At 67.9% G+C, this 21307-nt stretch carries 18 protein-coding genes; 10 read left to right on the top strand and 8 right to left on the bottom strand.

The annotated features are described in order from the left end of the window. Positions 1-1023: an efflux RND transporter periplasmic adaptor subunit gene (locus tag BBX35_RS12620; RefSeq protein ID WP_067220559.1), complete on the bottom strand. Its 1023-nt coding sequence runs from the start codon at positions 1021-1023 to the stop codon at positions 1-3. A gap of 306 nt (positions 1024-1329) precedes the next feature. Between BBX35_RS12620 and BBX35_RS12615 the strand changes: the two genes are divergently transcribed. After that, complete coding sequence (locus BBX35_RS12615) at positions 1330-2793, top strand: sigma-54 dependent transcriptional regulator (RefSeq protein ID WP_208979833.1); 1464 nt, start codon at positions 1330-1332, stop codon at positions 2791-2793. A 131-nt stretch (positions 2794-2924) separates the two neighbouring features. Further along, positions 2925-3497, top strand: coding sequence for a hypothetical protein (locus BBX35_RS12610; protein WP_083206262.1), 573 nt, complete (start codon positions 2925-2927; stop codon positions 3495-3497). A 37-nt stretch (positions 3498-3534) separates the two neighbouring features. Here the strand turns inward: BBX35_RS12610 and BBX35_RS12605 are convergent, their stop codons facing one another. Further along, positions 3535-5163: a TadE/TadG family type IV pilus assembly protein gene (locus BBX35_RS12605; RefSeq protein WP_067220555.1), complete on the bottom strand. Its 1629-nt coding sequence runs from the start codon at positions 5161-5163 to the stop codon at positions 3535-3537. A gap of 286 nt (positions 5164-5449) precedes the next feature. Here BBX35_RS12605 and groES point away from each other — a divergent pair, with 286 nt between their 5' ends. The 3 genes from groES to BBX35_RS12590 all read left to right on the top strand — a co-directional run bounded on the left by groES (position 5450) and on the right by BBX35_RS12590 (position 7993). Then, complete coding sequence (groES, locus tag BBX35_RS12600) at positions 5450-5737, top strand: co-chaperone GroES (RefSeq protein WP_067220552.1); 288 nt, start codon at positions 5450-5452, stop codon at positions 5735-5737. Positions 5738-5841: 104 nt separating this feature from the next. Further along, positions 5842-7479, top strand: a complete 1638-nt coding sequence (gene groL / locus BBX35_RS12595) for a chaperonin GroEL (protein ID WP_067220549.1) — start codon at positions 5842-5844, stop codon at positions 7477-7479. Positions 7480-7780: 301 nt separating this feature from the next. Then, the gene (locus tag BBX35_RS12590; protein ID WP_067220546.1) at positions 7781-7993 is read left to right on the top strand and encodes a SlyX family protein; all 213 of its coding nucleotides are present in this window, start codon (positions 7781-7783) and stop codon (positions 7991-7993) included. Positions 7994-8015: 22 nt separating this feature from the next. Here BBX35_RS12590 and hisG read toward each other — a convergent pair whose 3' ends face one another. From hisG to hisS, 3 genes are read right to left on the bottom strand one after another with little or no spacing between them, the layout of a single operon-like run. After that, positions 8016-9014 carry an ATP phosphoribosyltransferase gene (gene hisG / locus BBX35_RS12585; protein ID WP_067220544.1) on the bottom strand — a complete coding sequence of 333 codons (999 nt, stop codon included), beginning with the start codon at positions 9012-9014 and terminating at the stop codon, positions 8016-8018. Between the two features lie 11 nt (positions 9015-9025). Next, entirely contained in the window at positions 9026-10153 is a 1128-nt protein-coding gene (locus BBX35_RS12580; RefSeq protein ID WP_067220541.1) for an ATP phosphoribosyltransferase regulatory subunit, read from the bottom strand. Continuing rightward, positions 10150-11655, bottom strand: coding sequence for a histidine--tRNA ligase (gene hisS / locus BBX35_RS12575; protein ID WP_067221530.1), 1506 nt, complete (start codon positions 11653-11655; stop codon positions 10150-10152). Before hisS ends, BBX35_RS12580 begins: the two co-directional genes overlap by 4 nt. 272 nt (positions 11656-11927) lie before the next feature. On the opposite strand from hisS, the gene BBX35_RS12570 reads away from it, so the two are divergent. From BBX35_RS12570 to BBX35_RS12550, 5 genes are all read left to right on the top strand, one after another. Continuing rightward, the gene (locus BBX35_RS12570) at positions 11928-13079 is read left to right on the top strand and encodes a glycosyltransferase family 2 protein (RefSeq protein ID WP_067221527.1); all 1152 of its coding nucleotides are present in this window, start codon (positions 11928-11930) and stop codon (positions 13077-13079) included. 41 nt (positions 13080-13120) lie between these two features. Continuing rightward, positions 13121-14668, top strand: coding sequence for a glycosyltransferase family 39 protein (locus BBX35_RS12565; protein ID WP_083206261.1), 1548 nt, complete (start codon positions 13121-13123; stop codon positions 14666-14668). Positions 14669-14752: 84 nt separating this feature from the next. Beyond that, positions 14753-15541 carry a ChbG/HpnK family deacetylase gene (locus BBX35_RS12560; protein WP_067220538.1) on the top strand — a complete coding sequence of 263 codons (789 nt, stop codon included), beginning with the start codon at positions 14753-14755 and terminating at the stop codon, positions 15539-15541. Positions 15542-15860: 319 nt separating this feature from the next. Next, positions 15861-16550 (top strand): Crp/Fnr family transcriptional regulator, encoded by a 690-nt coding sequence (locus tag BBX35_RS12555; RefSeq protein ID WP_067220536.1) that lies wholly within the window; start codon positions 15861-15863, stop codon positions 16548-16550. Positions 16551-16721: 171 nt separating this feature from the next. Then, positions 16722-18155 carry an amidase gene (locus BBX35_RS12550; RefSeq protein ID WP_067220533.1) on the top strand — a complete coding sequence of 478 codons (1434 nt, stop codon included), beginning with the start codon at positions 16722-16724 and terminating at the stop codon, positions 18153-18155. A gap of 413 nt (positions 18156-18568) precedes the next feature. Here the strand turns inward: BBX35_RS12550 and BBX35_RS12545 are convergent, their stop codons facing one another. The 3 genes from BBX35_RS12545 to BBX35_RS12535 are packed head-to-tail and all read right to left on the bottom strand — an operon-like array spanning position 18569 to position 21280. Continuing rightward, a complete protein-coding gene (locus BBX35_RS12545; protein WP_067220531.1) occupies positions 18569-19438 on the bottom strand; it encodes an isocitrate lyase/PEP mutase family protein in 870 nt (289 codons plus the stop codon). A 60-nt stretch (positions 19439-19498) separates the two neighbouring features. Then, the gene (locus BBX35_RS12540) at positions 19499-20773 is read right to left on the bottom strand and encodes a TRAP transporter large permease (RefSeq protein WP_067220528.1); all 1275 of its coding nucleotides are present in this window, start codon (positions 20771-20773) and stop codon (positions 19499-19501) included. Beyond that, positions 20774-21280, bottom strand: coding sequence for a TRAP transporter small permease (locus tag BBX35_RS12535; protein WP_067220525.1), 507 nt, complete (start codon positions 21278-21280; stop codon positions 20774-20776). Positions 21281-21307: the final 27 nt, after the last annotated feature.

Genomic DNA, 21307 nt, shown 5'->3' with positions numbered 1-21307 from the left:
TCAGTCTCCGCCGCTCGCAGCGGCTGTCGGCGTTGCCGCCATGCCGGAAGCAAGCCCCTCCGCCCAGGGCGAGACGACACGGTCGCCGGTGCTCAGCCCCTCCAGAACCTGCACCTCCTCGATGCCGCGAATGCCGACGGAAATCCGCCGTTCCGCCAGCCGGCCATTGTCCTCCAGCACCAGCACGCGGTCCTCGTCCAGCGCGGCCAGCGGGATCAGCATGGCGTTCTCGACCTCGCGCACGACGATGTTGACGTCGCTGGTCATGCCGATCATCAGCGGGGTTTCCTGGGGAAAGGCGAGATAGACCCGATAGGTCTTCAGCACCGGGTCGCCCTTGGGAGTGATCCGCTCGACCTCCGCCTCGAAGCTGCTGTCGGGAAAGGCATCGGCGCGCACCACCGCCTTCTGGTCGCGGCGCACCAGCGGGATGTCTTCCTCGTTGACGTCGGCGACGATCTGCAGCGGCCGGTCCTGCCCGACCCAGAACAGGACCGCGCCGGGCTCCGCCACCTCGCCGACCTCGCCGTCGCGGCGCAGCACCTGGCCGTCCATCGGCGCGCGCAGCTCATAGTCGTCTAGGCGTGCGGCCTGTGCGGCGACCAGCGCTACGTTGCGGGAATGGTCGTTCTCGGCCTTCTCGAAGGCCTGCTGCGAGACGACGCGACGCTCCAGCAGCCCGGCGGCGCGCTCCAGCTCCTGCTCCGACAGGCGCGCACGGGCCTCCAGCTCGGCAAGGGTTGCGCGGGCCGCGGTGGAGTCGATCCGGCCGATCACCTGCCCCGCCTGCACGGTCTCACCCTCGCAGCTGCACAGTTCGATGATGCGCTCGCGCAGCACGCTGGTGACCTTGGCCCAGCGCACCGGCTCGACGACGCCGGTGGCATAGACCACGTCGGCCGCGCGCCCCATGTGCGGCGTGACCACGGTCACCGGCACGGGCCGCTCCCGCCACCAGACGAAGCCGCCCCAGGCAGCGGCGGCAACCGCCACGATGGCAAGCAGGGTGACAATGCGTTTCATGCGGCGCGTCCTTGCCGGCGTCGGGCGGTCGGTCGGCGACCGTTTCCGTGCGACACTAGCACCGGCGCCAGGGGCGACCTATCCGCAGAAATTCGTGGGGCTGGACGACGCAGCTCCCCTGCCCGGCTGTGGATTGCGCGGCAAGGGCGCAAATGCCTGTTTCACGGGGCCGGATCGGAAACATTTTGTTTACCATGTCCGATCAGAATCTGACGGCAAATCAAATCGATGCCGCCAGCGGGGCGGGAGCAAGAAGGGGGTCGCCAAAGCATGGAGTCCATGCATGGCGCTGCGGGGAAAATCCGGTTGGCCGTTCTCGAAGGAGACGGGACGACCCGCGAGTTAGCCGGTTCGATCGCCCAGGCGATGGATCATCCCTGCGCGACGCCGGTCGCCTATCACAGTTTCGAGCCGTTTTACGCCGCGAGCACCCAGGTGCGCCCCGACGTGATGATCGTCGACCTGGAGACCCTCGGCCAGGACGGGCACCTGTCCCGCCTCGCCGCAGCGCAGCCTCAGGCGATGCTGATGGCCATCAGCCCGCGGGAATCGCTGAGCCGCAGCCTGGCGGCGATGGAAGCGGGTGCCCATGACGTGATCAGCCTGCCGATCGATCCCGTCGCGGTGGCAGAGCGCATCGATCGCTTCCTGATCCAGAACACCCGCTTGCCGCGCGGCGAAAGCCTGCGCCGGCAGGCCGCGCCGAATTCCGGCGAACCCCGCGATCTCACCGCGACCCGCGAGCCCTTCCGCTTCGAGAGCTTCGTCGGCGGATCGGCCCGCATGCGCGAGGTCTACGACCAGATCCGCCGCATCGCACCGTCCTCCGCTCCGGTGTTCATCACCGGCGAATCCGGCAGCGGCAAGGAACTGGCAGCGGCAGCGATTCACGCCCGCTCGCCCCGCGCCGGTGCGCCGTTCATCGCCATCAATTGCGCCGCCGTTCCCGGCGAGCTGATGGAGAGCGAGATCTTCGGCCATGCGCGTGGTGCCTTTGCCGGCACCTCGGAAAGCCGGCCCGGCGCAGCGGAAGCTGCAGACGGCGGCACGCTGTTTCTCGACGAGATCGGCGAGATGGATCTCGCCCTGCAGTCCAAGCTGCTCCGCTTCGTCCAGACCGGCACGGTGCAGCGCGCCGGCGACACCCGCTCGCGGCCCGTGGACGTGCGCATCCTGTGCGCCACCAACCGCGACCCGCATGCGGAAATCGCCGTCGGCCGCTTCCGTGAGGACCTGTTCTACCGCCTGCACGTGTTGCCGATCCGCCTTCCGGCATTGCGCGACCGCCGCGAGGACATCCTGCCGCTGGCCCAGTCGTTCCTTGCCCGCTATGCGCGCGAGGAGGGTCGCGCATTCTCCGGCGTCGCTCCTTGCGCCGGCGAGAAACTCCTGACCTATGACTGGCCGGGCAATGTCCGCCAGCTGGAGAATGCGGTCCGCCAGGCGGTGGTGCTGCATGAGGGCGACGCGCTGACGGCGCAGATGCTTCCCGCCTTCCTGCTCGGCGACGGCGGCCTGTCCCATCGCCATGAGCCGGTACGCGGTGCGGCGGCCCCGTTCGGCGCGCGCCGCCGCGGCGGCGAGATCGAACCCTTGTGGGCGCAGGAAAAGCGCATCATCGAGGACGCGCTCGACGCCTTCGACGGCAACATCGCCAAGGCGGCCGCAGCGCTGGAAATCAGTCCCTCGACGATCTACCGCAAGCGCCAGTCCTGGAGCGACCGGATCGAGGGCGGCGACGGCGGCCTGTTCACCGGTTTTGCCGGATAATCTTGTTGTTTTCCGCGCCCCGTTCTATACCGTGCGCCGCAAAATGCAGTGCGGGGCTTCAACAGGGCGGGGCTTGGATGAACAGGGGCAAGTCGGGTCGCTTCGGCAAGTTTGTCGGGGAAGCTGTAACCATGGGTGAGCGGGCGCGCGCGGCGCATCCCGCCTCTCTCGCAAGGGCGCTGGCGCTTGCCGCAGGTCTTGCGTTGCTTCCCGCAGCCAGCCTCGCCCAGCAGGCGTCTCCGGCGCTTCCCGAAGGCCTTGCCGGCGCCTATCAGGCACTCGACGCCGCCTGGCAGCAGGCGCCGCTTTCCTTTGCCGCCCTTGCCTTCAGCGACGGCCCGGCGAGCGGCTACGGCCGCTACACCCCGCGCAAGGATGCCGTTTTCGCCGCCGGCGACACGCTCACCGTCTATGCCGAGCCGGTCGGCTTCGGGTACGACGCGACGGCGGAAGGCTATGGCGTGCGGCTGACCGCCGGGTTCGAACTGCTGAACACGTCAGGCCAGGTGCTGGCCGAGCAGACGGGCTTTGCCGACCTGCGCGCCGACAGCCGCAACAAGCTGCGGGAGTTCCACGCGACGCTCAGCTTCGCCTTCGAGGGCCTGCGGCCCGGCGACTACCGGCTGGTGACGACGCTGACCGATACGGTCAGCGGCAAGACGGCCTCCGGCGAACTGCCCTTCAGCATCCGCGCGGCGGAGTGACGCCTGCCGGCTGACGGCTTGCCGGGAGGCCCTGCCCTCACATTTGCAACCGCAGCTTGGTGATCTCTTCGGCGATCCGCTCGAACGCCTCGACCAGAGCACTGTTGGACTTCGCGTCGAAGGCCATGGCAGGGGTCGTGGCGCAGTTCTTCATCATGTTGATGGTGCTGCTGCTCGAGATCTGGAAGGCCACCGTGTAGACCTGAACGCCGCCCTTCTTGGCATTGGTACAGGTCTGCTGCAGCCGGTCGTCCATCTTGTCCTGGATTTCCCAGTACGTATCGACGCCATTGCCCAGACGCTCTTCGGTGCCGTAGCCATAGGCGTTGATGCGCGTCTTGTTGAACGAGTTCTGGCTCTGGTAGGTGTTCTCGCCGTCGGTCATGACGATCATCGCCCGCACGTGCTCCTCGTCCTCGTCCTTCTTCGCCTCGCGGCCCTTGGTGAAAGGCTCTGACGGCGACAGGACCCGCCATCCCCAGACGGCACCCTGGTGAATGTTGGTGTGACCGTCCGCCTTCATCGTCTGGATGTCGCGCAGCACCTGCGACTTGTCGTTGGTCAGATCGGTGATCGGCTGGGTCTTGCACCAGTAGTTCGGCCCATTGACGGTGGTATTGCCGAGCGACCGCGGCTGGTCCTTGTACTTGCACAGGCGCTTCTGGGCGTACTCCCAGCGGTCCATTCCCGACGAACGAGCGGCCTCCTTCGAAGTGGTCTCGCAGGCGCCTCGGTCGTCGTCCAGATAGTTGTTGTAGTAGCTGTCGCCCCACTTCTTGTTGGCGTTCGACGGCTCGTCCGGCGCGAATTGCGGCACGAAGAGCGTCGCCGGATTGGAGCTCGACGCAGGCGTGTCGTCGACGTCGTAGGGCATCGGCCGCGCCTCGACGCAGCCCAGCCAGTCCGTGTGCTTCAGCTGCTTGAACAGGGTGAAGCGGCTCGGCTTGCCGTTGGTCAGGAGCTTGCTGTCGAACTCCGCCGGATCCGGCGTTCCGTTCGAGCGGGTCTCGAAATTCTTCCAGTGGATCGGCGAGGCGCCTTCCTGGTCCATCCAGGAGGCCGTGGCCTTGTCCGCCCCGACATTGACGAAGGAGGTGAAGGGCACGAGGCCGATCTGCACACGGTCCTTCTTCTCGCCGTCCTCGTTGATCTTGAACAGCGTTTCGGTGAGGTCCTTGGCAGCCTTCTTCAGCGTCGACATGCGGCTGCCGGCCATCGAACCGGAATTGTCGAGCACCATGACGACGTCGAAGGTCGCCTTGCCCACCACCGTCTGCGACATGACGCGCACGTCGATCTGCGGCTTGTTCATGAGGCTGCCGAGCACGGTCTTGACGGGCTTGCCGGCGGTCACCGTCACCGTTCCCTTCACCACCGAGACGTCGAGTTCGACCTCGTCGATATCGCCCTTGTAAATCGCCTTGAAGTAGCTTTCGGCGTTGGCCTTCACTTTCGATTCCGACAGTCCCTGGCTGTCGTAATTGGCGGCCAGGGCGGTCGCATCCACGGCGGCCTGCAGGTCGACCTTGGCATTGAAGGCGCGCGCGTAATCGATCGCCGCGCCGGTCACCATCAGGCAGACGGTCGTGCATATGGCGAACGGCACGACGATGCTGCCGCGGCGATCTGAGGCGAAACGTCTGGCGAGGCGCTGGATCTTGGTCATGGCGGCACCGTAACCACCAGCCCTTGCCAAACTCTTTTCGAAGATCGTTAACGGGGCAGAAACCTTAACGATCGGCCGCCCTTGCCGCCCCGGCCGAGCGAGAGCGGCGGGACGCGAAAAAAGCGCTTCGGCAGACCATTGACAGGTGCGGGACAGGCGCCTACATCAAGCGCGCTGTTAGCACTCTCATTCACAGAGTGCCAACGTGGTCAGCGACCGGGCGACCCCGACGGAGGGGCGCAGGCGCGACAAGTACCACGCTGGCCCCAAAAGGAAAGAGCACGACATGAAGTTCCGTCCTCTGCATGATCGCGTCGTCGTTCGCCGCGTCGACTCCGAAGCGAAGACCGCCGGTGGCATCATCATTCCGGACACCGCCAAGGAAAAGCCGCAGGAAGGCGAAGTCGTCGCCGTCGGACCCGGTGGCCGCAAGGACAATGGCGATCTGATCGCCCTCGACGTCAAGGCTGGCGATCGCGTGCTGTTCGGCAAGTGGTCCGGCACCGAAGTCAAGATCGACGGCGAAGACCTTCTGATCATGAAGGAAAGCGACATCATGGGCGTGGTCGGCTAAGCCGAACCGCGCTTTTCCTGTTCTTGTCGCGGTCGCCGGCCGCAGGTCCATAGCGGGCCGCAGGCGCGATACCGCGACGACCAACCTCACATGGAGACATGAAAATGGCTGCCAAAGAAGTCAAGTTTTCGTCCGACGCCCGCGACCGCATGCTGCGCGGCGTGGACATCCTCGCCAACGCGGTGAAGGTGACCCTCGGCCCGAAGGGCCGCAACGTCGTGATCGACAAGGCTTTCGGTGCTCCGCGCATCACCAAGGACGGCGTGTCGGTCGCCAAGGAAATCGAGCTTGAGGACAAGTTCGAGAACATGGGCGCCCAGATGGTGCGCGAAGTCGCGTCGAAGACCAACGACATTGCCGGCGACGGCACGACCACCGCGACCGTCCTGGCCCAGGCCATCGTCCGCGAGGGCGCCAAGGCCGTGGCCGCCGGCATGAACCCGATGGACCTGAAGCGCGGCGTCGACATGGCTGCTGCCGCTGCCGTGAAGGACCTCGAGGCCCGCTCGAAGAAGATCTCCACCTCGGCTGAGGTTGCGCAGGTCGGCACCATCTCCGCCAACGGCGACACCCAGATCGGCGAGGACATCGCCGAGGCGATGCAGCGCGTCGGCAACGAGGGCGTGATCACCGTCGAGGAAGCCAAGTCGCTCGAGACCGAGCTCGAGGTCGTCGAGGGCATGCAGTTCGACCGTGGCTACCTGTCGCCCTACTTCGTGACCAACGCCGAGAAGATGGTCGCCGAGCTGGAGAAGCCGTACATCCTGCTGCACGAGAAGAAGCTCTCGAACCTGCAGGCCATGCTGCCGATCCTCGAGGCCGTCGTTCAGTCCAGCCGTCCGCTGCTGATCATCTCCGAAGACGTCGAGGGCGAGGCCCTGGCCACCCTCGTGGTCAACAAGCTGCGCGGTGGTCTGAAGATCGCTGCCGTCAAGGCTCCGGGCTTCGGTGACCGTCGCAAGGCCATGCTCGAGGACATCGCCGTCCTGACCGGCGGCACGGTGATCTCCGAGGACCTCGGCATCAAGCTCGAGAACGTCACGCTCGACATGCTCGGCACCGCCGAGAAGGTCTCCATCACCAAGGAGAACACCACCATCGTCGACGGCGCTGGCGACAAGGCCGACATCGAGGGCCGCGTTGCGCAGATCAAGGCGCAGATCGAGGAGACCACCTCGGACTACGACCGCGAGAAGCTGCAGGAGCGCCTTGCCAAGCTGGCCGGCGGTGTCGCCGTGATCCGCGTCGGCGGTGCGACCGAGATCGAGGTCAAGGAGAAGAAGGACCGCGTCGACGACGCCCTCAACGCGACCCGTGCGGCCGTCGAGGAAGGCATCGTCCCGGGTGGCGGCGTCGCCCTGCTGCGCGCCAAGAAGGCTGTCGAGGCCCTGACCTCCGACAACCCGGACATCCAGGCCGGCATCAAGATCGTCCTGCGCGCTCTTGAGGCTCCGATCCGCCAGATCGCCACGAACGCTGGCGTCGAGGGCTCGATCGTGGTCGGCAAGATCCTCGAGAACAACGACGAGACCTTCGGCTTCAACGCCCAGACGGAGCAGTTCGTCAACATGGTGGAGACCGGCATCATCGACCCGACCAAGGTCGTGCGCACGGCTCTGCAGGACGCGGCTTCGGTCGCCGGCCTGCTGATCACCACCGAGGCGATGGTCGCCGAGCTTCCGAAGAAGGACGCTCCGGCTCCGGCAATGCCGGGCGGCGGCATGGGCGGCATGGACTTCTAAGCATTTTCCAGCGAAGCGAAGCTTCGCGTCGCGAAAATGCGCTAAAAAAGAAGTCCATAAAGCCGCCCATCATCGGGCATCCTGAAACCGCCAACAGGCGGTTTCAGTGGCGGCATGGACTTCTAAGAAGTCCGTAAAGCCAGAAATAATACCGGATGGGCGGCCCTCGGGCCGCCCATTTGCGTTTGGAAGGGCGTTCGGCCCACATGGACAGCCGCGCGGGCAAAGGGTATGGCGAGGCTGGAGGGCCGCCTGCACAGGCCGGCTCCCTGGACTCATCGAAGACCTGAGGAAGAGTGCAATGGACCGCGAAACGCTAGCCCGTATCGAGCGGCTGGAAGAGCAGCTCGCCTTCCAGACGCGCACCGTCGAGGACCTGAACGAGGTGGTGACCCGTCAGGCCGATCAGATCGACGCCCTGAACCGCCGTCTGGCGGCCCTGGTCGAGCATGTCGAGGAACTGGAAGACGCGGCCGTCGGCAGCGCGCCGGTGACCAAGCCGCCGCACTACTGAGCCGGTTGCGGGTCGCGCCGGCTCACGCGCCGACGCGGGCCGCCAGCGGATCGTAGAGCGGGTTGTGCGTGCCGAACACGTAGTCGAGCGTCGTGACGCTGACGTGCGGCGCGCCGTGATCGCGCAGCAGCGTGGCGCAATCAGCGGCGCGAGCCGCCGGGCAGTGCAGGAGCAAGGGCTGGCCGACCTGCGTGCCGAAGGGCGCGACCGCGCCGAACTGCTCGGCCGCGGTGCGGGCGGTCAGTTCCGGCGCCTGCACCAGCGCGCGGATCTCGCGATGCGAGCGGGCCCGCTCCTCCGCCGCAATCCGGTCGAGGATGACCCGCGCGGCGGCGAGCTGCGCCGGCGTCCACTCGGCCTTCAGCGAGGCGACGAGATGCGCCTGGCTCTTCAGGATGACGCCGTCGTCCAGCACCTTGAGATTGTTGGCGGCGAGCGTCGAGCCGGTGGTGGTGATGTCGACGACCAGCTCCGCCGTGCCGGCGGCCGGTGCGCCCTCGGTCGCGCCGGCGCTTTCCACGATCCGGTAATCGGACAGGCCGTGCTGCGCGAAGAAGGCCCGCGTCAGCGCCACATACTTGGTGGCGACGCGCAGCCGCCCGCGATTGCGCGCGCGGAAATGCGAGGCGACATCGACGAGATCGGCCATGGTCGACACATCGATCCAGGCGTCGGGCGCGGCCACGACCACATCGGCGAAGCCGAAGCCGAGCGGCGTCACCACATGCACCAATTCCTCGGGCTGCGAGATCGTCTCGTGCACGAGATCGAGGCCGGTGACGCCCAGATGCGCCTGCCCGGAGCTGAGCTCGCGGGCGATCTCGGAGGCCGACAGGAAGGCGATCTCGACCTCGGAGGCGGCAAAGCGGCCGAGCCGGCCGCGATAGTTGCGCGCCCCGCCCGGACGGCCGACCGGCAGGCCGGCGCGGGCGAAGAAGTCGTGCGTGTTGTCCTGCAGCCGTCCCTTGGAGGGCACCGCGATGATCAGCGGCTGGGCAGCGGTTTCCGGCGAATGGGTCATGACAATGCGCCTCAGATCCGGTCGAGCCAGATGGAAAAGCCGGTCGCCGGGATGTGGGTCTCGGCGCCAAGCAGGGCGAGCAGACGGTCGTAGCGACCGCCGCCGACGATCTGGCCAGCGTCCTTGCGCGAGGCCGAATGGATCTCGAAGACGAAGCCCGTGTAATAGTCGAGCCGGCGGCCGAAATCGGCGGAGAACTCCAGCCCCGCCACGTCGACGCCGGCCGCTTCCAGCGCGTCCAGCCGCGCGGTGAACCCGGCAAGCGCCGGGGCCAGGTCCAGCCCCGAGCGGGCCGCGAAGGCCTCCAGCGCCGTCACCGCCTCGCGCGGACGCCCGCGGATCGACAGGAACGCGGAGAGCAGCTCGGCCGCCCGGTCGGTGCCACTGTCGTGGGTAGCAAGCGCCGCCTGTTCCAGCAGCCGGCCGGCAATGTCGGCGGCGCTGCGGCCGGCGACCGGGCGCAGGCCCGAAAGCCGCAGCAGCTCGGCAACGGCCTGCTGCGCGGTCGCGGGATCGACACCATCGAGCGCGCGCATCAGGGCCGGCACTGGCATCGCCCCCTCCGGCACGCCGCCGGTCATGGCGGCGATGGCCGCGTCCAGCCGGTCGCGTTCGCCGAACAGCTCGCCGAGACGGCGGTGCCACACGGGCGCAAGGTCCAGCCCGTCGAGCACGGCGCGGAACAGCGCCTCGTCGCCGATCTGGATCGTCGCATCGTCGACGCCGAGCGTCGCAAGGCTCTCCAGCGCCAGCGCCAGCACATGCGCGTCGGCCTCGGCCTCGTCCGGCCGGCCGAAGCACTCGACGCCAGCCTGCATGAACTCGCCCGCGCCCTCGCGGCGCTGGCGGAACACCGGGCCGCAATAGGAATAACGCGCCGGGGTGGTCGCGCCGGGCCCGTCGAGATGGGCGCGGCAGACCGGGATCGTGTAGTCCGGACGCAGGCACAGCTCCTCGCCGGCCGCATCCGACGTCAGGTACATGCGGCCGCGGATGTCTTCGCCGATGAGGTCGAGAAACAGGCTGGTCGGCTGCAGGATCGCAGGCTCCACAGCAGGAAAGCCGGCGGTCTCGAACAGGGCGGTCAGGGCCGCGTAGCGCGCGGCTTGCGGCCCGGTTGGGCTCTTGGCGGGGCTCACTGGGTCGCCCCCGCTTCGCCGTCCTGCCGGGCGCGGTCCTCGGCCTGCTCGGCCAGCATCCGCCGTACGGTGGTGACGATGTCGGCCTCGGGGATGCTGACCTGCGCCGGGCGGCTTTCGCGCCAGGTCACATTGTCCTCGATCTCGCCGGCAAGGCGCGCGCCCTCGATCAGGTCCTTGATCTGGACGGTGCCCTCGGCCCGTTCGTCTCCGCCCTGGATGATCGCAAGCGGGCAGCCGCGGCGGTCGGCATATTTCAGCTGGTTGCCGAACTTCTTCCAATTGCCCTGATACATCTCGGCGCGGATGCCGGCGGCGCGCAGGTCCTGCGTCATCTTCTGGTAGCGGGCAAGGCTCGCCGTGTCGCCGTCCATCACCGTGACCAGAACGGGGGCGACGACCTCGTCGGCCTTCAGCTTCTTGAGGTTCTTCAGTGCCGTCATCAGGCGCGAGACGCCGATGGAAAAGCCGGTCGCCGGCACGTCGCGCCCGGTGAAGCGCTTGACCAGCCCGTCATAGCGCCCGCCGCCGCCGACGGAGCCGAACTGCACGACCTCGCCCTTCTCGTTGGTGACGTCGAACAGCAGCTCGGCCTCGTAAACCGGGCCGGTGTAATATTCGAGACCACGAACGACGGAGGGATCGATCTTGATGCGGTCGGCGCCGTAGCCGGCAGCGGTCGCCAGTTCCTGGATCCCGCCGAGTTCGGCCAGCCCCTCGTCGCCGGTCGGATTGCCGATGGTCTTGCCGGCCTCGAACTCGCCTACGGCCGCCTCGAGCTTGGCGATCTGGTCGGACTGCAGCCCCGCACCCTTGGTGAAGTCGCCGCTCTCGTCCTTGCGGCCCTCGCCCAGCAGCAGGCGCACGCCCTCGATGCCGAACTTGTCGAGCTTGTCGATGGCCCGCAGCACGGTCAGCCGGCGCTCGGCATTCTCCTCGCCGCCGAGGCCGATGGCCTCCATCACGCCGTCGAGCACCTTGCGGTTGTTGACGCGGATGACATAGGACCCGCGCGGAATGCCGAGGGCCTCCATCGTGTCGGCCATCATCATGCACATCTCGGCATCCGCCTGGACGCCCGGCGCGCCGACGCTGTCGGCATCGAACTGCATGAACTGGCGGAAACGGCCCGGTCCCGGCTTCTCGTTGCGGAACACCCAGCCGGCGCGGTAGCTGCGGAAGGGCAGCTGGATCTCGTTGATGTTCTCCGCCACATGGCGGGCGAGCGGCGCGGTGAGATCGTAGCGCAGGCTCATCCACTGCTCGTCGTCGTCCTGCACCGAGAAGACGCCGGCATTCGGCCGGTCGGTGTCGGGCAGGAACTTGCCGAGGCAATCGGTATATTCGAAGGCCGGCGTCTCGACCGGATCGAAGCCGTAGCGCTCGTAGACCTCGCGGATCTTCGCCAGCATCGCCTCGGTGGCGCGGATGTCGGCGGCCGAGCGGTCGACGAAGCCCCGCGGCAGGCGGGCCTTCAGCTTGGACGGTTTGTTCTTGGCCATCGGCGTATCGGAATCCATCGCGGGCGCGCATCCTTTTTTGCTCATGGCTCAAAAGACGCGCGCGTTCTTGCAGTTGCCGGTTTCCTAGACGAAACGGCCCGCGCGGGCAAGGACGCCGGGGAGAGGTGCCGCCGGGGCGCGCGGCACGCTGCGGCGGATCGGCGCTTGCAATCGGGGGCGTTCCGACTATGGTCCCGCGCGGTTCCGCCTTGCAGGCCATCGGGTCGCGGGCGGTCAAGACAGACCGGATCCCCTTGATGTTCGGAGTTCCCATGCCGGGCGACGGCATTCAGCACGCGGGCGAGGCCGACGCTACGGCGCCGCTAGCCGCAGCACGGCTTTCGGTCGTGCTGCCGACCTACAACGAACGCGACAACCTGCCCGTCCTGATCGACCGGCTCGACGCCGCGCTTGCCGGCATTGCCTGGGAGGCGATCGTCGTCGACGACAATTCGCCGGACGGCACCGCAGACGTCGCCCGCGCCATCGCCGCGCGCGACCCGCGGGTGCGCGTCATCCGCCGTGTCGGACGGCGCGGCCTGTCGGGTGCCTGCGTCGAGGGCATGCTGGCCTCCTCCGCCGACTATGTGGCGGTGATGGATGCCGACCTGCAGCACGACGAGACCCTGCTGCCGAAGATGCTGGCGGCCCTGTCCAACGGCGCGGCCGACCTTGCGGTGGCAAGCCGCCATGTGGAAGGCGGCGACGTGGGCACCGGCCTTTCGGGCGTGCGCGCCTCCGGCTCCGGCCTTGCCAACCGGCTGGCGCGGGTGCTGCTGAAGGTGACCCTGTCCGACCCGATGAGCGGCTTCTTCATGATCCGCCGGTCCGAGGTCGAGCGGCTGGCGCCCGGGCTCTCGTCGCAGGGCTTCAAGATCCTGCTCGACATCGTCGCCACCGCGCGCGGCTCCTTGCGCATCGTCGAGCTTCCCTTCGTCTTTCGCGAGCGCCTGCATGGCGAGAGCAAGCTCGACACGCTGGTGGCGCTCGACTTCCTGGGGCTCATCTTGTCCAAGCTCGTCGGAGACCTGGTCTCGATCCGCTTCCTGATGTTCATGCTGGTCGGCGCGTCCGGCGTCCTCGTCCACATGGCGGCGCTGTTCGCCATGATGGAGCTGGGCGGCCTGTCCTTCCCGGTGGCGCAGACGGCGGCGACCTTCGTCGCCATGACCACGAACTTCTGGCTCAACAACCGCCTGACCTATCGCGACCGCCGGCTGCGGGGCTTTGCGGCCCTGCGCGGCCTTGTCACCTTCTACGTGGTGTGCAGCGTCGGCGTCGTCGCCAATGTCGGCGTCGCCTCGCTGGTCTACCAGGAGGATGCAGGACGCATCCTGATCGGGCTTGCGGGCCTGGCCGGGGCGGTCATGGGTGCGGTGTGGAACTATGCCGCAAGCTCGGTGCTGACCTGGCGCAAGGCGTAAGTCCGCACCCGGCGCCTTCGCGGCGCGACAAGGACGACGAGATGGCGGGACTGCCCCCCAACAACGAGGCGCAACAACCGGGCGGCACGGCAACGGACACGCTGCCCCTGTGGGTGCGTCCCCTCCCCCTCGCGCTGCTCGTTGCGGCCCTCACCATGCTGCGGCTGCTGGTCGCCGCCAAGGCCGGCCTTGCCGAAGACGAGGCCTATTACAGGCTCTGGGGCCTTCATCCTGCCGCCGGCTATTACGACCACCCGCCGATGGTCGCCTGGTTCGCCCATCTCGGGCAGTCGCTGTTCGGCGACACCGCGCTCGGCCTGCGTTTCATGTCGGTCCTGTCGGCCGCCATCGGCTCGGCCGCGCTGTGGCGCACCGGGCAGCTGCTCTATGGTGCGCGCGTTGCCGGCCTTGCGGTCCTCTTTCTCAACGCGAGCCTGCTGATCGGCGTCGGCAGCCTGCTGGCAACACCCGACGCGCCGTCCGTGCTGTTCTGGGGCCTCGCCATCTGGGCGCTGGCGGAGCTGATGGCGAGCGAGAACCCCTGGTGGTGGCTGGCGGTAGGCGTCTTCGCCGGGCTGGGCCTCAACGCCAAGTATTCGGTGCTGTTTCTCGGCGCCGGTATCGTGCTCTATCTCGTCTTCGTGCCGCAGGCGCGCCGCTGGTGGGGCGCCTGGCAGCTGTGGGCCGGCGGGCTGCTCGCCGCCTTGCTCGTCGCGCCTGTCATCGGCTGGAACGCGGCGCATGAATGGGCCTCCTTCACCAAGCAGTTCGGCCGCGCCGTGCCGGAGGGCTGGAGCACCCGCTACCTGCCGGAGTTCGTCGGCGCGCTCATCGGCCTTGCCAATCCGCTCGTCGCAGTGCTTGCCGGCATCGGTGTGGTGCGCATCGCCCGCGCCGCCCTGCGGGGCGAGGCTGCCGGCGGCCTGCTGCTGTGGACGAGCCTGCCCTTCCTCGTCTACCTGCTGGCGCATTCGCTGCACTCGCGCGTGCAGGGCAACTGGCCCGCTCCGCTGTTTCCGGCCATCGCCCTTGCCGCCGCTCTGGTCGCGGCAAACCCGCCGCTGCGGCCGGGCCCAGGGTTCTGGCAGCGCTTCTCCGCCATTGCCGTCGCGCTGGGGCTCGCCGTGTCGCTGATCGTCTACGTCCATGCGGTGGCGCCGCTGACCGGCGCCTTCGCGCGCAAGGACCCGACGCACCAGACCCGCGGCTGGGAAGAGATCGGTTCGGCGCTGGAGGCTCTTGCGCGCGAACAGGGCGCGGCGTGGATCGCCACCAACGCCTACAGTCTCAATGCCCAGCTCGCATGGCAGCTCGACAAGGCAATGCCGGTGGAACAGGTCGACCAACGCATCCGCTATGCGATGCGGCCCGATCCGGACGCCGGCACGCTGGCACAGCCGGCGCTGTTCGTCGCCGAGGAACGCCGGGATCCCGGCGTGGACCGACTGTTGGCGCGCTTTGCCGAGGTAGAGCGGGTTGCCGTGCTCACCCGCAGCTCGCGCGGCACGCCGATCGAGAACCTCGTCGTCTACCGGGTCGCCGTGCCGAATGCGGGCAGGCCCCTCGACCCGGTCTACCCGCTGCCGTGATCGGCGGAAGGTTGGGCCGCATATAATCGGCAGACTAAAATTGGGACTGGCGCCTGCGCGCCGGTCCCTGCATAGAATTCCAGCATGAAACGGATCCTCCTCACGTCGGCAGACTATGGCCTGGCCTTCGGCGTCGACCGGGCCCTGCGCGAGTTGATCTCGGCCGGAGCACTCTCCGCCGTGGGGTGTCTCGTCGTCTCCGACCTGTGGTCGCGCGAATACCTGCCGCTGCGCGATACGGTCGACAGCGTCCGCCACCGCACCCTGGTCGGGCTGACGCTGACGCTGACCCGCCCCTTCGCGCCGCTGTCGATGCGGGCACGTAGCCAGTTCGGCAGCCGCTTTCCCAAGGCGCGCTGGTGGCGCCTGTGGGGGGCGCTGCGCCTGCTGCCGGACGAGATGCTGGCCGAGGAAGTCGAGGCCCAGCTCACCTGTTTCGAGGAGTTCTACCAGCGCCCGGCCGACTTCGTACATGTGGCCGACGAGTTGTTGGCCGTGCCGGCGCTCGCCTGCGTGGTGCTGAAGCAGGTGGCCCTGCGCCGCTGGCCGCCGCGCATCGTGATGCCGCAGCTCGGCCCGCGTGCCGCCACGCGCTTCGCCCGCACCGCACGGGACGCAGGGCTGAAGGTGCTGGAGCGCGGGCCCGACTTTCCCGAGACCATCGACGAGGCGGTCCACGTTCAGCATCTGCGCCGCGGGATGGACGGGCTTTCCGACCGGACCGTCGTCTTCTGCCAGCCGGGTGAGATCGACGACCGGCTGCGGCGCGTGGAACCGCGCGCGCGCCTCGACACGCGCAGTGCCCAGTTCGCCTTCTTCAAGGGGGATACCTTTCCGCTGCTGCTGATGGAAAAGGATATTTTCCTGTACTGACAGCAGGTTACAGCGGCCGAAAACGCGAAAACCGGCCCCCCGCGGGGATGGGGGACCGGTTTTTCGGGAGGGGCGCTGCGAGGTCAGGAGAGCAGCGCCTGTTGTCCTTGATATAGGGCGGCCTCGCCCCGGTTACAGTGACGGCAGTCACACAATCCGCTTTGCTGCCGGCGAAACCGCCGTACAATGGCCGGACGGGGCCAGTTCGGCCCGGCGCGACGGGGCAGTCGCGTCGGCGCATTCCTTCCAGTTCATGCGGCATTCATGCGCCGGCCCCGAGAATGCGCGTCCAAGGGGACGAAGAATCGAGGCAGGACACATGGTCGAACTGAGGAACTTCCTCGAGAACAGCTTTTCGATGGAAGGGCTGGACTGCAACCTTGCCGCCGGTCTTGCCGCACTGGCCCGGCCGATGTCGGTGAAGCCCGGTGCCATCCTGTTCGAGGCCGGAGATCCGGGCAACGGCTGCTACGCGATCCTCGAAGGCTCGCTGAAGGTCTCCATCGTCAGCGTCGAAGGCGACGAGCAGCTGCTGGCCGTGCTCGGCCCGGGCGCCATCGTCGGCGAACTGGCGCTGCTGGACGGGCGCGCGCGTTCGGCCACCGTCACGACGCTGAAACCGACCCGCCTCGCCTTCATCGAGAAGCACGCCTTCGAGCGCTTCGCCGACGAGAACCCGGCGCTCTACCGCCACATGCTGTCGATCGTCGGACAGCGGCTGCGACAGGCCAACGACGTTCTGGCGGCGCGCTCCTTCCTGCCCCTGCCCGGCCGCGTCGCCCAGACGCTGCTGCAGCTGGCCGACACGTTCGGCAAGCCCGTCGACAAGGACCGCATCCTGATCCACTACAAGCTGTCGCAGGCCGACATCGCCAACATGGCGGGTGCGGCGCGCGAGAATGTCAGCCGCGTCCTCAACGACTGGAAGCGTGCGGGCACGATCAGCCGCATTTCCGGCTACTACTGCCTGGAAAACCCGGAGTGGCTGCGCCGCGCCTCGGCGCTGTAGGAGCCTGCCGCTTTCCTGCCTGCCGCCCTTGGCATTCGCCGCGGAACATGTGACATTTCAAGTCACTGGCGCGAGGGGAGACACTCGTCTCCGGCGCGCCGTCCCGCCCGTCTGCCGCTGTCGGCCACCGCGTCCGCACAGCCGGCCTTTCCAACCCGAAGGGTCCCGCCGATGCCGTCACAAGAGCTGCTCGAGCTGTCCGCCGTCGAGCTTTCCCGCAAGATCCATGCGCGCGAGGTGTCGGCCCGCGAGGTGATGGAGGCGACGCTCGCGCGGATCGAGGCCGTCAATCCGACGCTCAACGCCATCGTCTCGCTGCGCGACGGCGATGCGCTGCTGGCCGAGGCCAATGCGGCCGACGCCGAACTGGCCGAGGGGCGCTCGCGCGGGGTGCTGCACGGAATTCCGCAGGCGATCAAGGATCTGGCCATGACCGCCGGCATCCCGACGACCATGGGCTCGCCGGTCTTCGCCCGCCAGGTGCCCGAGGAAGACGGCATCCAGGTGGCGCGCATCCGGGCGGCCGGGGGCCTGTTCATCGGCAAGACCAACGTGCCGGAGTTCGGCCTGGGCTCGCATACCTACAACCCGCTGTTCGGGCCGACGCGCAACCCCTACGACGCGACGCGCAGCGCCGGCGGCTCCAGCGGCGGTGCCGCGGCGGCGCTGGCCGCGCGCATGCTGGTGGTGGCAGACGGCAGCGACATGATGGGGTCGCTGCGCAATCCGGCCGGCTTCTGCAACGTGCTGGGCATGCGGCCGAGCTACGGCCGGGTGCCGTCGGGGCCGGGGCCGGAGAGCTTCTTCGACGGGATGGCGACGGAAGGACCGATGGCGCGCAGCGTCGACGACCTGGCGCTGCTGCTGTCGGTGCAGGCCGGATACGATCCGCGCGCGCCGCAATCGCTGCCGGGCGACGGGACCGAATTCGTGCCGCCGATCCGATCCGACATCGCCGGCCTCAGGGTCGGCTGGCTCGGCGATCTGGGCGGACATCTGCCGTTCGAACCAGGAATCCTGGAGCTGTGCCGGGCGGCAGTCGACGTCTTCGCCGGGCTCGGCTGCCGGGTCGAGGAGCCGGCGCCGGGCTTCGATGCGGAGCGGGTGTTCCAGGCCTGGGCGGATCTGCGGAGCTGGCGGGTCGCCGGAAAGCTCGGCGGTCTCTACGAGGCGGCGGCGACGCGCGACAAGCTGAAACCGGCGGCAATCTGGGAAATCGAGCGCGGCCGCGCCTTGATGCCGGCGCGGCTGGAAGAGGCGAGCGTGGTGCGCAGCGCCTTCTACCGGGCGGTGCTGCGGTTGTTCGAAAAGGTCGACGTGCTGATCCTGCCGACGGCGCAGGTGTTTCCGTTCGACGTCACGCTGGACTGGCCCAAGGAGGTCGGCGGACGGGCGATGGACACCTACCATCGCTGGATGGAAGTCGTTGTTCCGGCAAGCCTTCTGGGCCTTCCGGTGATGTCGGTCCCGGCCGGATTTTCGGCAGAAGGCCTGCCGGCCGGCATCCAGATCATCGGCCGGCCACGCCACGATCTCGGCGTGCTGCAGGTGGCGAAGGCCTACGAGCAGGCGACCGACTGGCTGGCGCGCAAGCCGGGACTCTGAACGCAAAAAAGGAGGCCGCTCCGGGGGAGAGCGGCCTCCTGGCCGGGAAGCCGATCGGGTAGGCGTTCCGGCTGAGACCGGAAGCGTTGGTCGAACGGCGGATCGGGAAAGCCGGTCGCACTTCGGATCTCGGCAAATTTACGCGGGCTGCCGGAAAGCGGATCACCACGGACGGACTTCGCCGCACGATTCAGAGCAAACTACTGATTTTAAACAAAAATCAATTTCGAGAATTTTCGAGACGGATTTTGCAAAATTTCGAGAAATTTTGCGACGAGAGCCCCTCGCGCGTCTCAATTTTCTCGAAATCGGCGCCCGGCGCGCAATCCGGTCCGCGAAGGCGACTTATCCCCGCAGCGCGGCGCGGACGGCAAACGGGCTTATCCCCGCTTGCCGCCCCGCATGCAATACTCTCAATCGCGACGGTCGGCGTAGTTCGCCTCTTCCTCGTAATAGGCGTCGAAGCCGACGGCCTTGCGCAGGGAGGGGAAGTCGAGCAGCGCCGCGTCGGGATGCTGGCCGGCCTTGATCACCTGCAGCGCCTCCTGCATGGCGCGCGTCACGGCCGAGAGCAGGGTCAGGGGATAGGCGGCGAGCCGGTAGCCGATGCGCTGCAGCTCGGCATGCGACAGGAGCGGCGTCGCGCCGCCCTCGACGAGATTGGCCATGTGGATGCCGGGCACCTCGCGGCAGATCCGCTCCATCTCCTCGACGGACTGCGGCGCCTCGACGAAGAGCAGGTCGGCACCGGCATCGCGGAAGGCGGCCGCCCGCTCCAGCGCCTCGTCGAGACCGTGGCCGTGGCGGGCATCGGTGCGGGCGAGGATGAGAATGTCGGCGCCCTCCTCGCGGGCATCGACCGCCGCCTTGATGCGGTTGATGGCCTCGGTACGGTCGACGACCAGCTTGCCGCGGGTGTGGCCGCAGCGCTTGGGCGCGACCTGGTCCTCGATCATGATCGCGGCAAAGCCGGCCTGGGCGTAGCCGCGCACGGTACGCTTGACGTTGAGGGCATTGCCGTAGCCGGTGTCGCCGTCGCCGATGACCATGGCGCCGGTCGCCGCGCAGACATTGCGGCCGGTGTCGACCATCTCGCCATAGGAGATGAGGCCGGTGTCGGGCGCGCCGATGCGGGCGGCCGAGACGGCAAAGCCCGACATGAAGGTGACGGGAAAGCCGGCATCGCCGATCAGCTTGGCCGACAGGCCGTCGAAGCAGCAGGGCATGACCGTGAGCGGGGTCGAGGCGAGATGGGCGCGAAGACGCGCGGCGGGAGAGGACATGAGCTTGCCTTTTCGCTGGAAACCGGGTGCCCGGCGCGCGCCTACAGCCGGAAGGGCCACCTACAACCGGAAAGGAATGTAGAGCGCGACGGCGGGCCACCAGAAGATGATGGCGGCGCTGGCCAGCATGATCACGAGGAACGGCAGGACGCCGGTGGCGACCTCGCCCATGCTCGCCTTTCCGACCGCCTGTATCACATAGAGATTGAGACCGACAGGCGGGGTGATCAGGGCGCATTCGATCATGATGACGAAGAACACGCCGAACCAGATCGGGTCGATGCCGAGCGCCATCAGCGCGCCGGAGAGCACCGGCACCATGATCAGGATCATCGACAGCGATTCCAGGAACAGGCCCATGACCAGCAGGACGAGGGCGACGACCAGCACGAACATGCCGGCGGTCGAGATGTGTTCCGACAGGAACAGCGAGATGTCCTGGGGAATGCGGTAGAGGGTGATCGCCTTGCCGAAGACCTTGGCACCGGCGACGATCAGCAGGATCGCCACGGTCGTGGTCATGGCCTCGGCGACCGCGTCGCGGAATTTCGGCCAGTCGAGGGTGCGCAGCACCGGGCCGACGACGATCAGCGAGCCCAGGAAGCCGATGGCCGCGGCCTCGGTGGGCGTGAAGATGCCCATGTAGATGCCGGCGATGACGAAGGCGGCGAGCAGCACGGTCGGGAAGGCGCGGATGGCGGTGCGCCGGCGCTCGTCCCAGGTGGCGCGCGGGCTCGGCTGGTAGTCGGCGGCAAAGCTCGCATAGAGCACCGACCAGGCGATGAACAGCACCATCAGCAGCAGGCCCGGGCCGACGCCGGCCAGGAACAGGGCGATGATCGATTCCTCGGTGATGACGCCGTAGACGATCATCGGGATCGAGGGCGGAATGAGGATGCCGAGCGTGCCGCCGGCGGCCAGCAGGCCGAGCACGAAGCGGCGCGGATAGCCGCGCGAGGTCATTTCCGGGATCGCCACGGTGCCGATGGTGGCGGCCGTTGCGACGGAGGAGCCGGAGATCGCCGCGAAGATGCCGCAGGACAGGATGGTGGCGATGGCGAGCCCGCCCGGCCAGTGGCCGACCCAGGCCTGCACGGCGGCGAAGAGATCGCGCCCGACGCCGCCCTTCAGCAGCACGTTGGACATCAGAAGGAACAGCGGCACCGCGATCAGCACGAAGCTGTCGGCGGCCGACAGCAGGCCCTGCGGCACCATCAGCGGCGAGAATCCGCCGAAAAAGAGCAGGCCGAAGCCGAGGCCGGTGAGCGTGAAGGCGACCGGCACGCCGACGAGCAGCAGGGCGAACAGCGCCAGAAGAATGAGAACCGTCGTCATCTAGTGCTCCACCGAACCGCGGGGAAGATTTTCGGCCCCGCCGACGGCGACGCGCAGCGCCTCCACCAGCGCCTGGAGGCCGAGCAGCGCGAAACAGACCGGGAGCGAGGCCTGCGACCACCAGGCCGGCAGGTCGAGCATGGAGCCGGTGGTGCGGCCGCGGTGGAAGGAATCGTAGGCGATGCCGGTGCCGTCGTAGACGATGACGGCGGCCAGAGCGACGATGAACAGGAGGACGAACACTTCCTGCACCTGCCGCACGCGCGGCGACAGGTGATCGGTCAACAGGGTGATGGTGATGTGCTGGCGCCGGTGCAGCAGGATCGCCGCGCCCCCGAACGTGGCCCAGACGAGCAGCATGCGCGCCAGCTCCTCGGCCCAGATGGTCGGCGCGATGAAGACATAGCGCATCACCACCTCGTAACCGAGCATCAGGGCGGTGGCGAAATAGGCCCAGCCCGCCACCGTCCCGACAGTTCGGGAAACGGCGTCGATCACACGCAACATCGGCGTCAACCCCAGGTTTTTTCAAGG

It is taken from the genome of Stappia indica, assembly GCF_001696535.1.
In the GTDB taxonomy this organism is placed as follows: domain Bacteria; phylum Pseudomonadota; class Alphaproteobacteria; order Rhizobiales; family Stappiaceae; genus Stappia; species Stappia indica.
Note: the sequence above shows the minus strand (reverse complement) of the source record. Positions and strands in the feature narration are given on the sequence as shown.

What these genes read in the sequence shown, in the direction of transcription:
- hisS (WP_067221530.1), bottom strand. Translation starts at nt 11,655, where the DNA reads ATGGCCAAGAACAAACCGTCCAAGCTGAAGGCCCGCCTGCCGCGGGGC.
- hisG (WP_067220544.1), bottom strand. Translation starts at nt 9,014, where the DNA reads ATGACCCATTCGCCGGAAACCGCTGCCCAGCCGCTGATCATCGCGGTG.
- BBX35_RS12555 (WP_067220536.1), top strand. Translation starts at nt 15,861, where the DNA reads ATGGTCGAACTGAGGAACTTCCTCGAGAACAGCTTTTCGATGGAAGGG.
- BBX35_RS12540 (WP_067220528.1), bottom strand. Translation starts at nt 20,773, where the DNA reads ATGACGACGGTTCTCATTCTTCTGGCGCTGTTCGCCCTGCTGCTCGTC.
- groL (WP_067220549.1), top strand. Translation starts at nt 5,842, where the DNA reads ATGGCTGCCAAAGAAGTCAAGTTTTCGTCCGACGCCCGCGACCGCATG.
- BBX35_RS12605 (WP_067220555.1), bottom strand. Translation starts at nt 5,163, where the DNA reads ATGACCAAGATCCAGCGCCTCGCCAGACGTTTCGCCTCAGATCGCCGC.
- BBX35_RS12565 (WP_083206261.1), top strand. Translation starts at nt 13,121, where the DNA reads ATGGCGGGACTGCCCCCCAACAACGAGGCGCAACAACCGGGCGGCACG.
- BBX35_RS12620 (WP_067220559.1), bottom strand. Translation starts at nt 1,023, where the DNA reads ATGAAACGCATTGTCACCCTGCTTGCCATCGTGGCGGTTGCCGCCGCT.
- BBX35_RS12560 (WP_067220538.1), top strand. Translation starts at nt 14,753, where the DNA reads ATGAAACGGATCCTCCTCACGTCGGCAGACTATGGCCTGGCCTTCGGC.
- BBX35_RS12570 (WP_067221527.1), top strand. Translation starts at nt 11,928, where the DNA reads ATGCCGGGCGACGGCATTCAGCACGCGGGCGAGGCCGACGCTACGGCG.
- BBX35_RS12610 (WP_083206262.1), top strand. Translation starts at nt 2,925, where the DNA reads ATGGGTGAGCGGGCGCGCGCGGCGCATCCCGCCTCTCTCGCAAGGGCG.
- BBX35_RS12535 (WP_067220525.1), bottom strand. Translation starts at nt 21,280, where the DNA reads ATGTTGCGTGTGATCGACGCCGTTTCCCGAACTGTCGGGACGGTGGCG.
- BBX35_RS12545 (WP_067220531.1), bottom strand. Translation starts at nt 19,438, where the DNA reads ATGTCCTCTCCCGCCGCGCGTCTTCGCGCCCATCTCGCCTCGACCCCG.
- BBX35_RS12590 (WP_067220546.1), top strand. Translation starts at nt 7,781, where the DNA reads ATGGACCGCGAAACGCTAGCCCGTATCGAGCGGCTGGAAGAGCAGCTC.
- BBX35_RS12550 (WP_067220533.1), top strand. Translation starts at nt 16,722, where the DNA reads ATGCCGTCACAAGAGCTGCTCGAGCTGTCCGCCGTCGAGCTTTCCCGC.
- groES (WP_067220552.1), top strand. Translation starts at nt 5,450, where the DNA reads ATGAAGTTCCGTCCTCTGCATGATCGCGTCGTCGTTCGCCGCGTCGAC.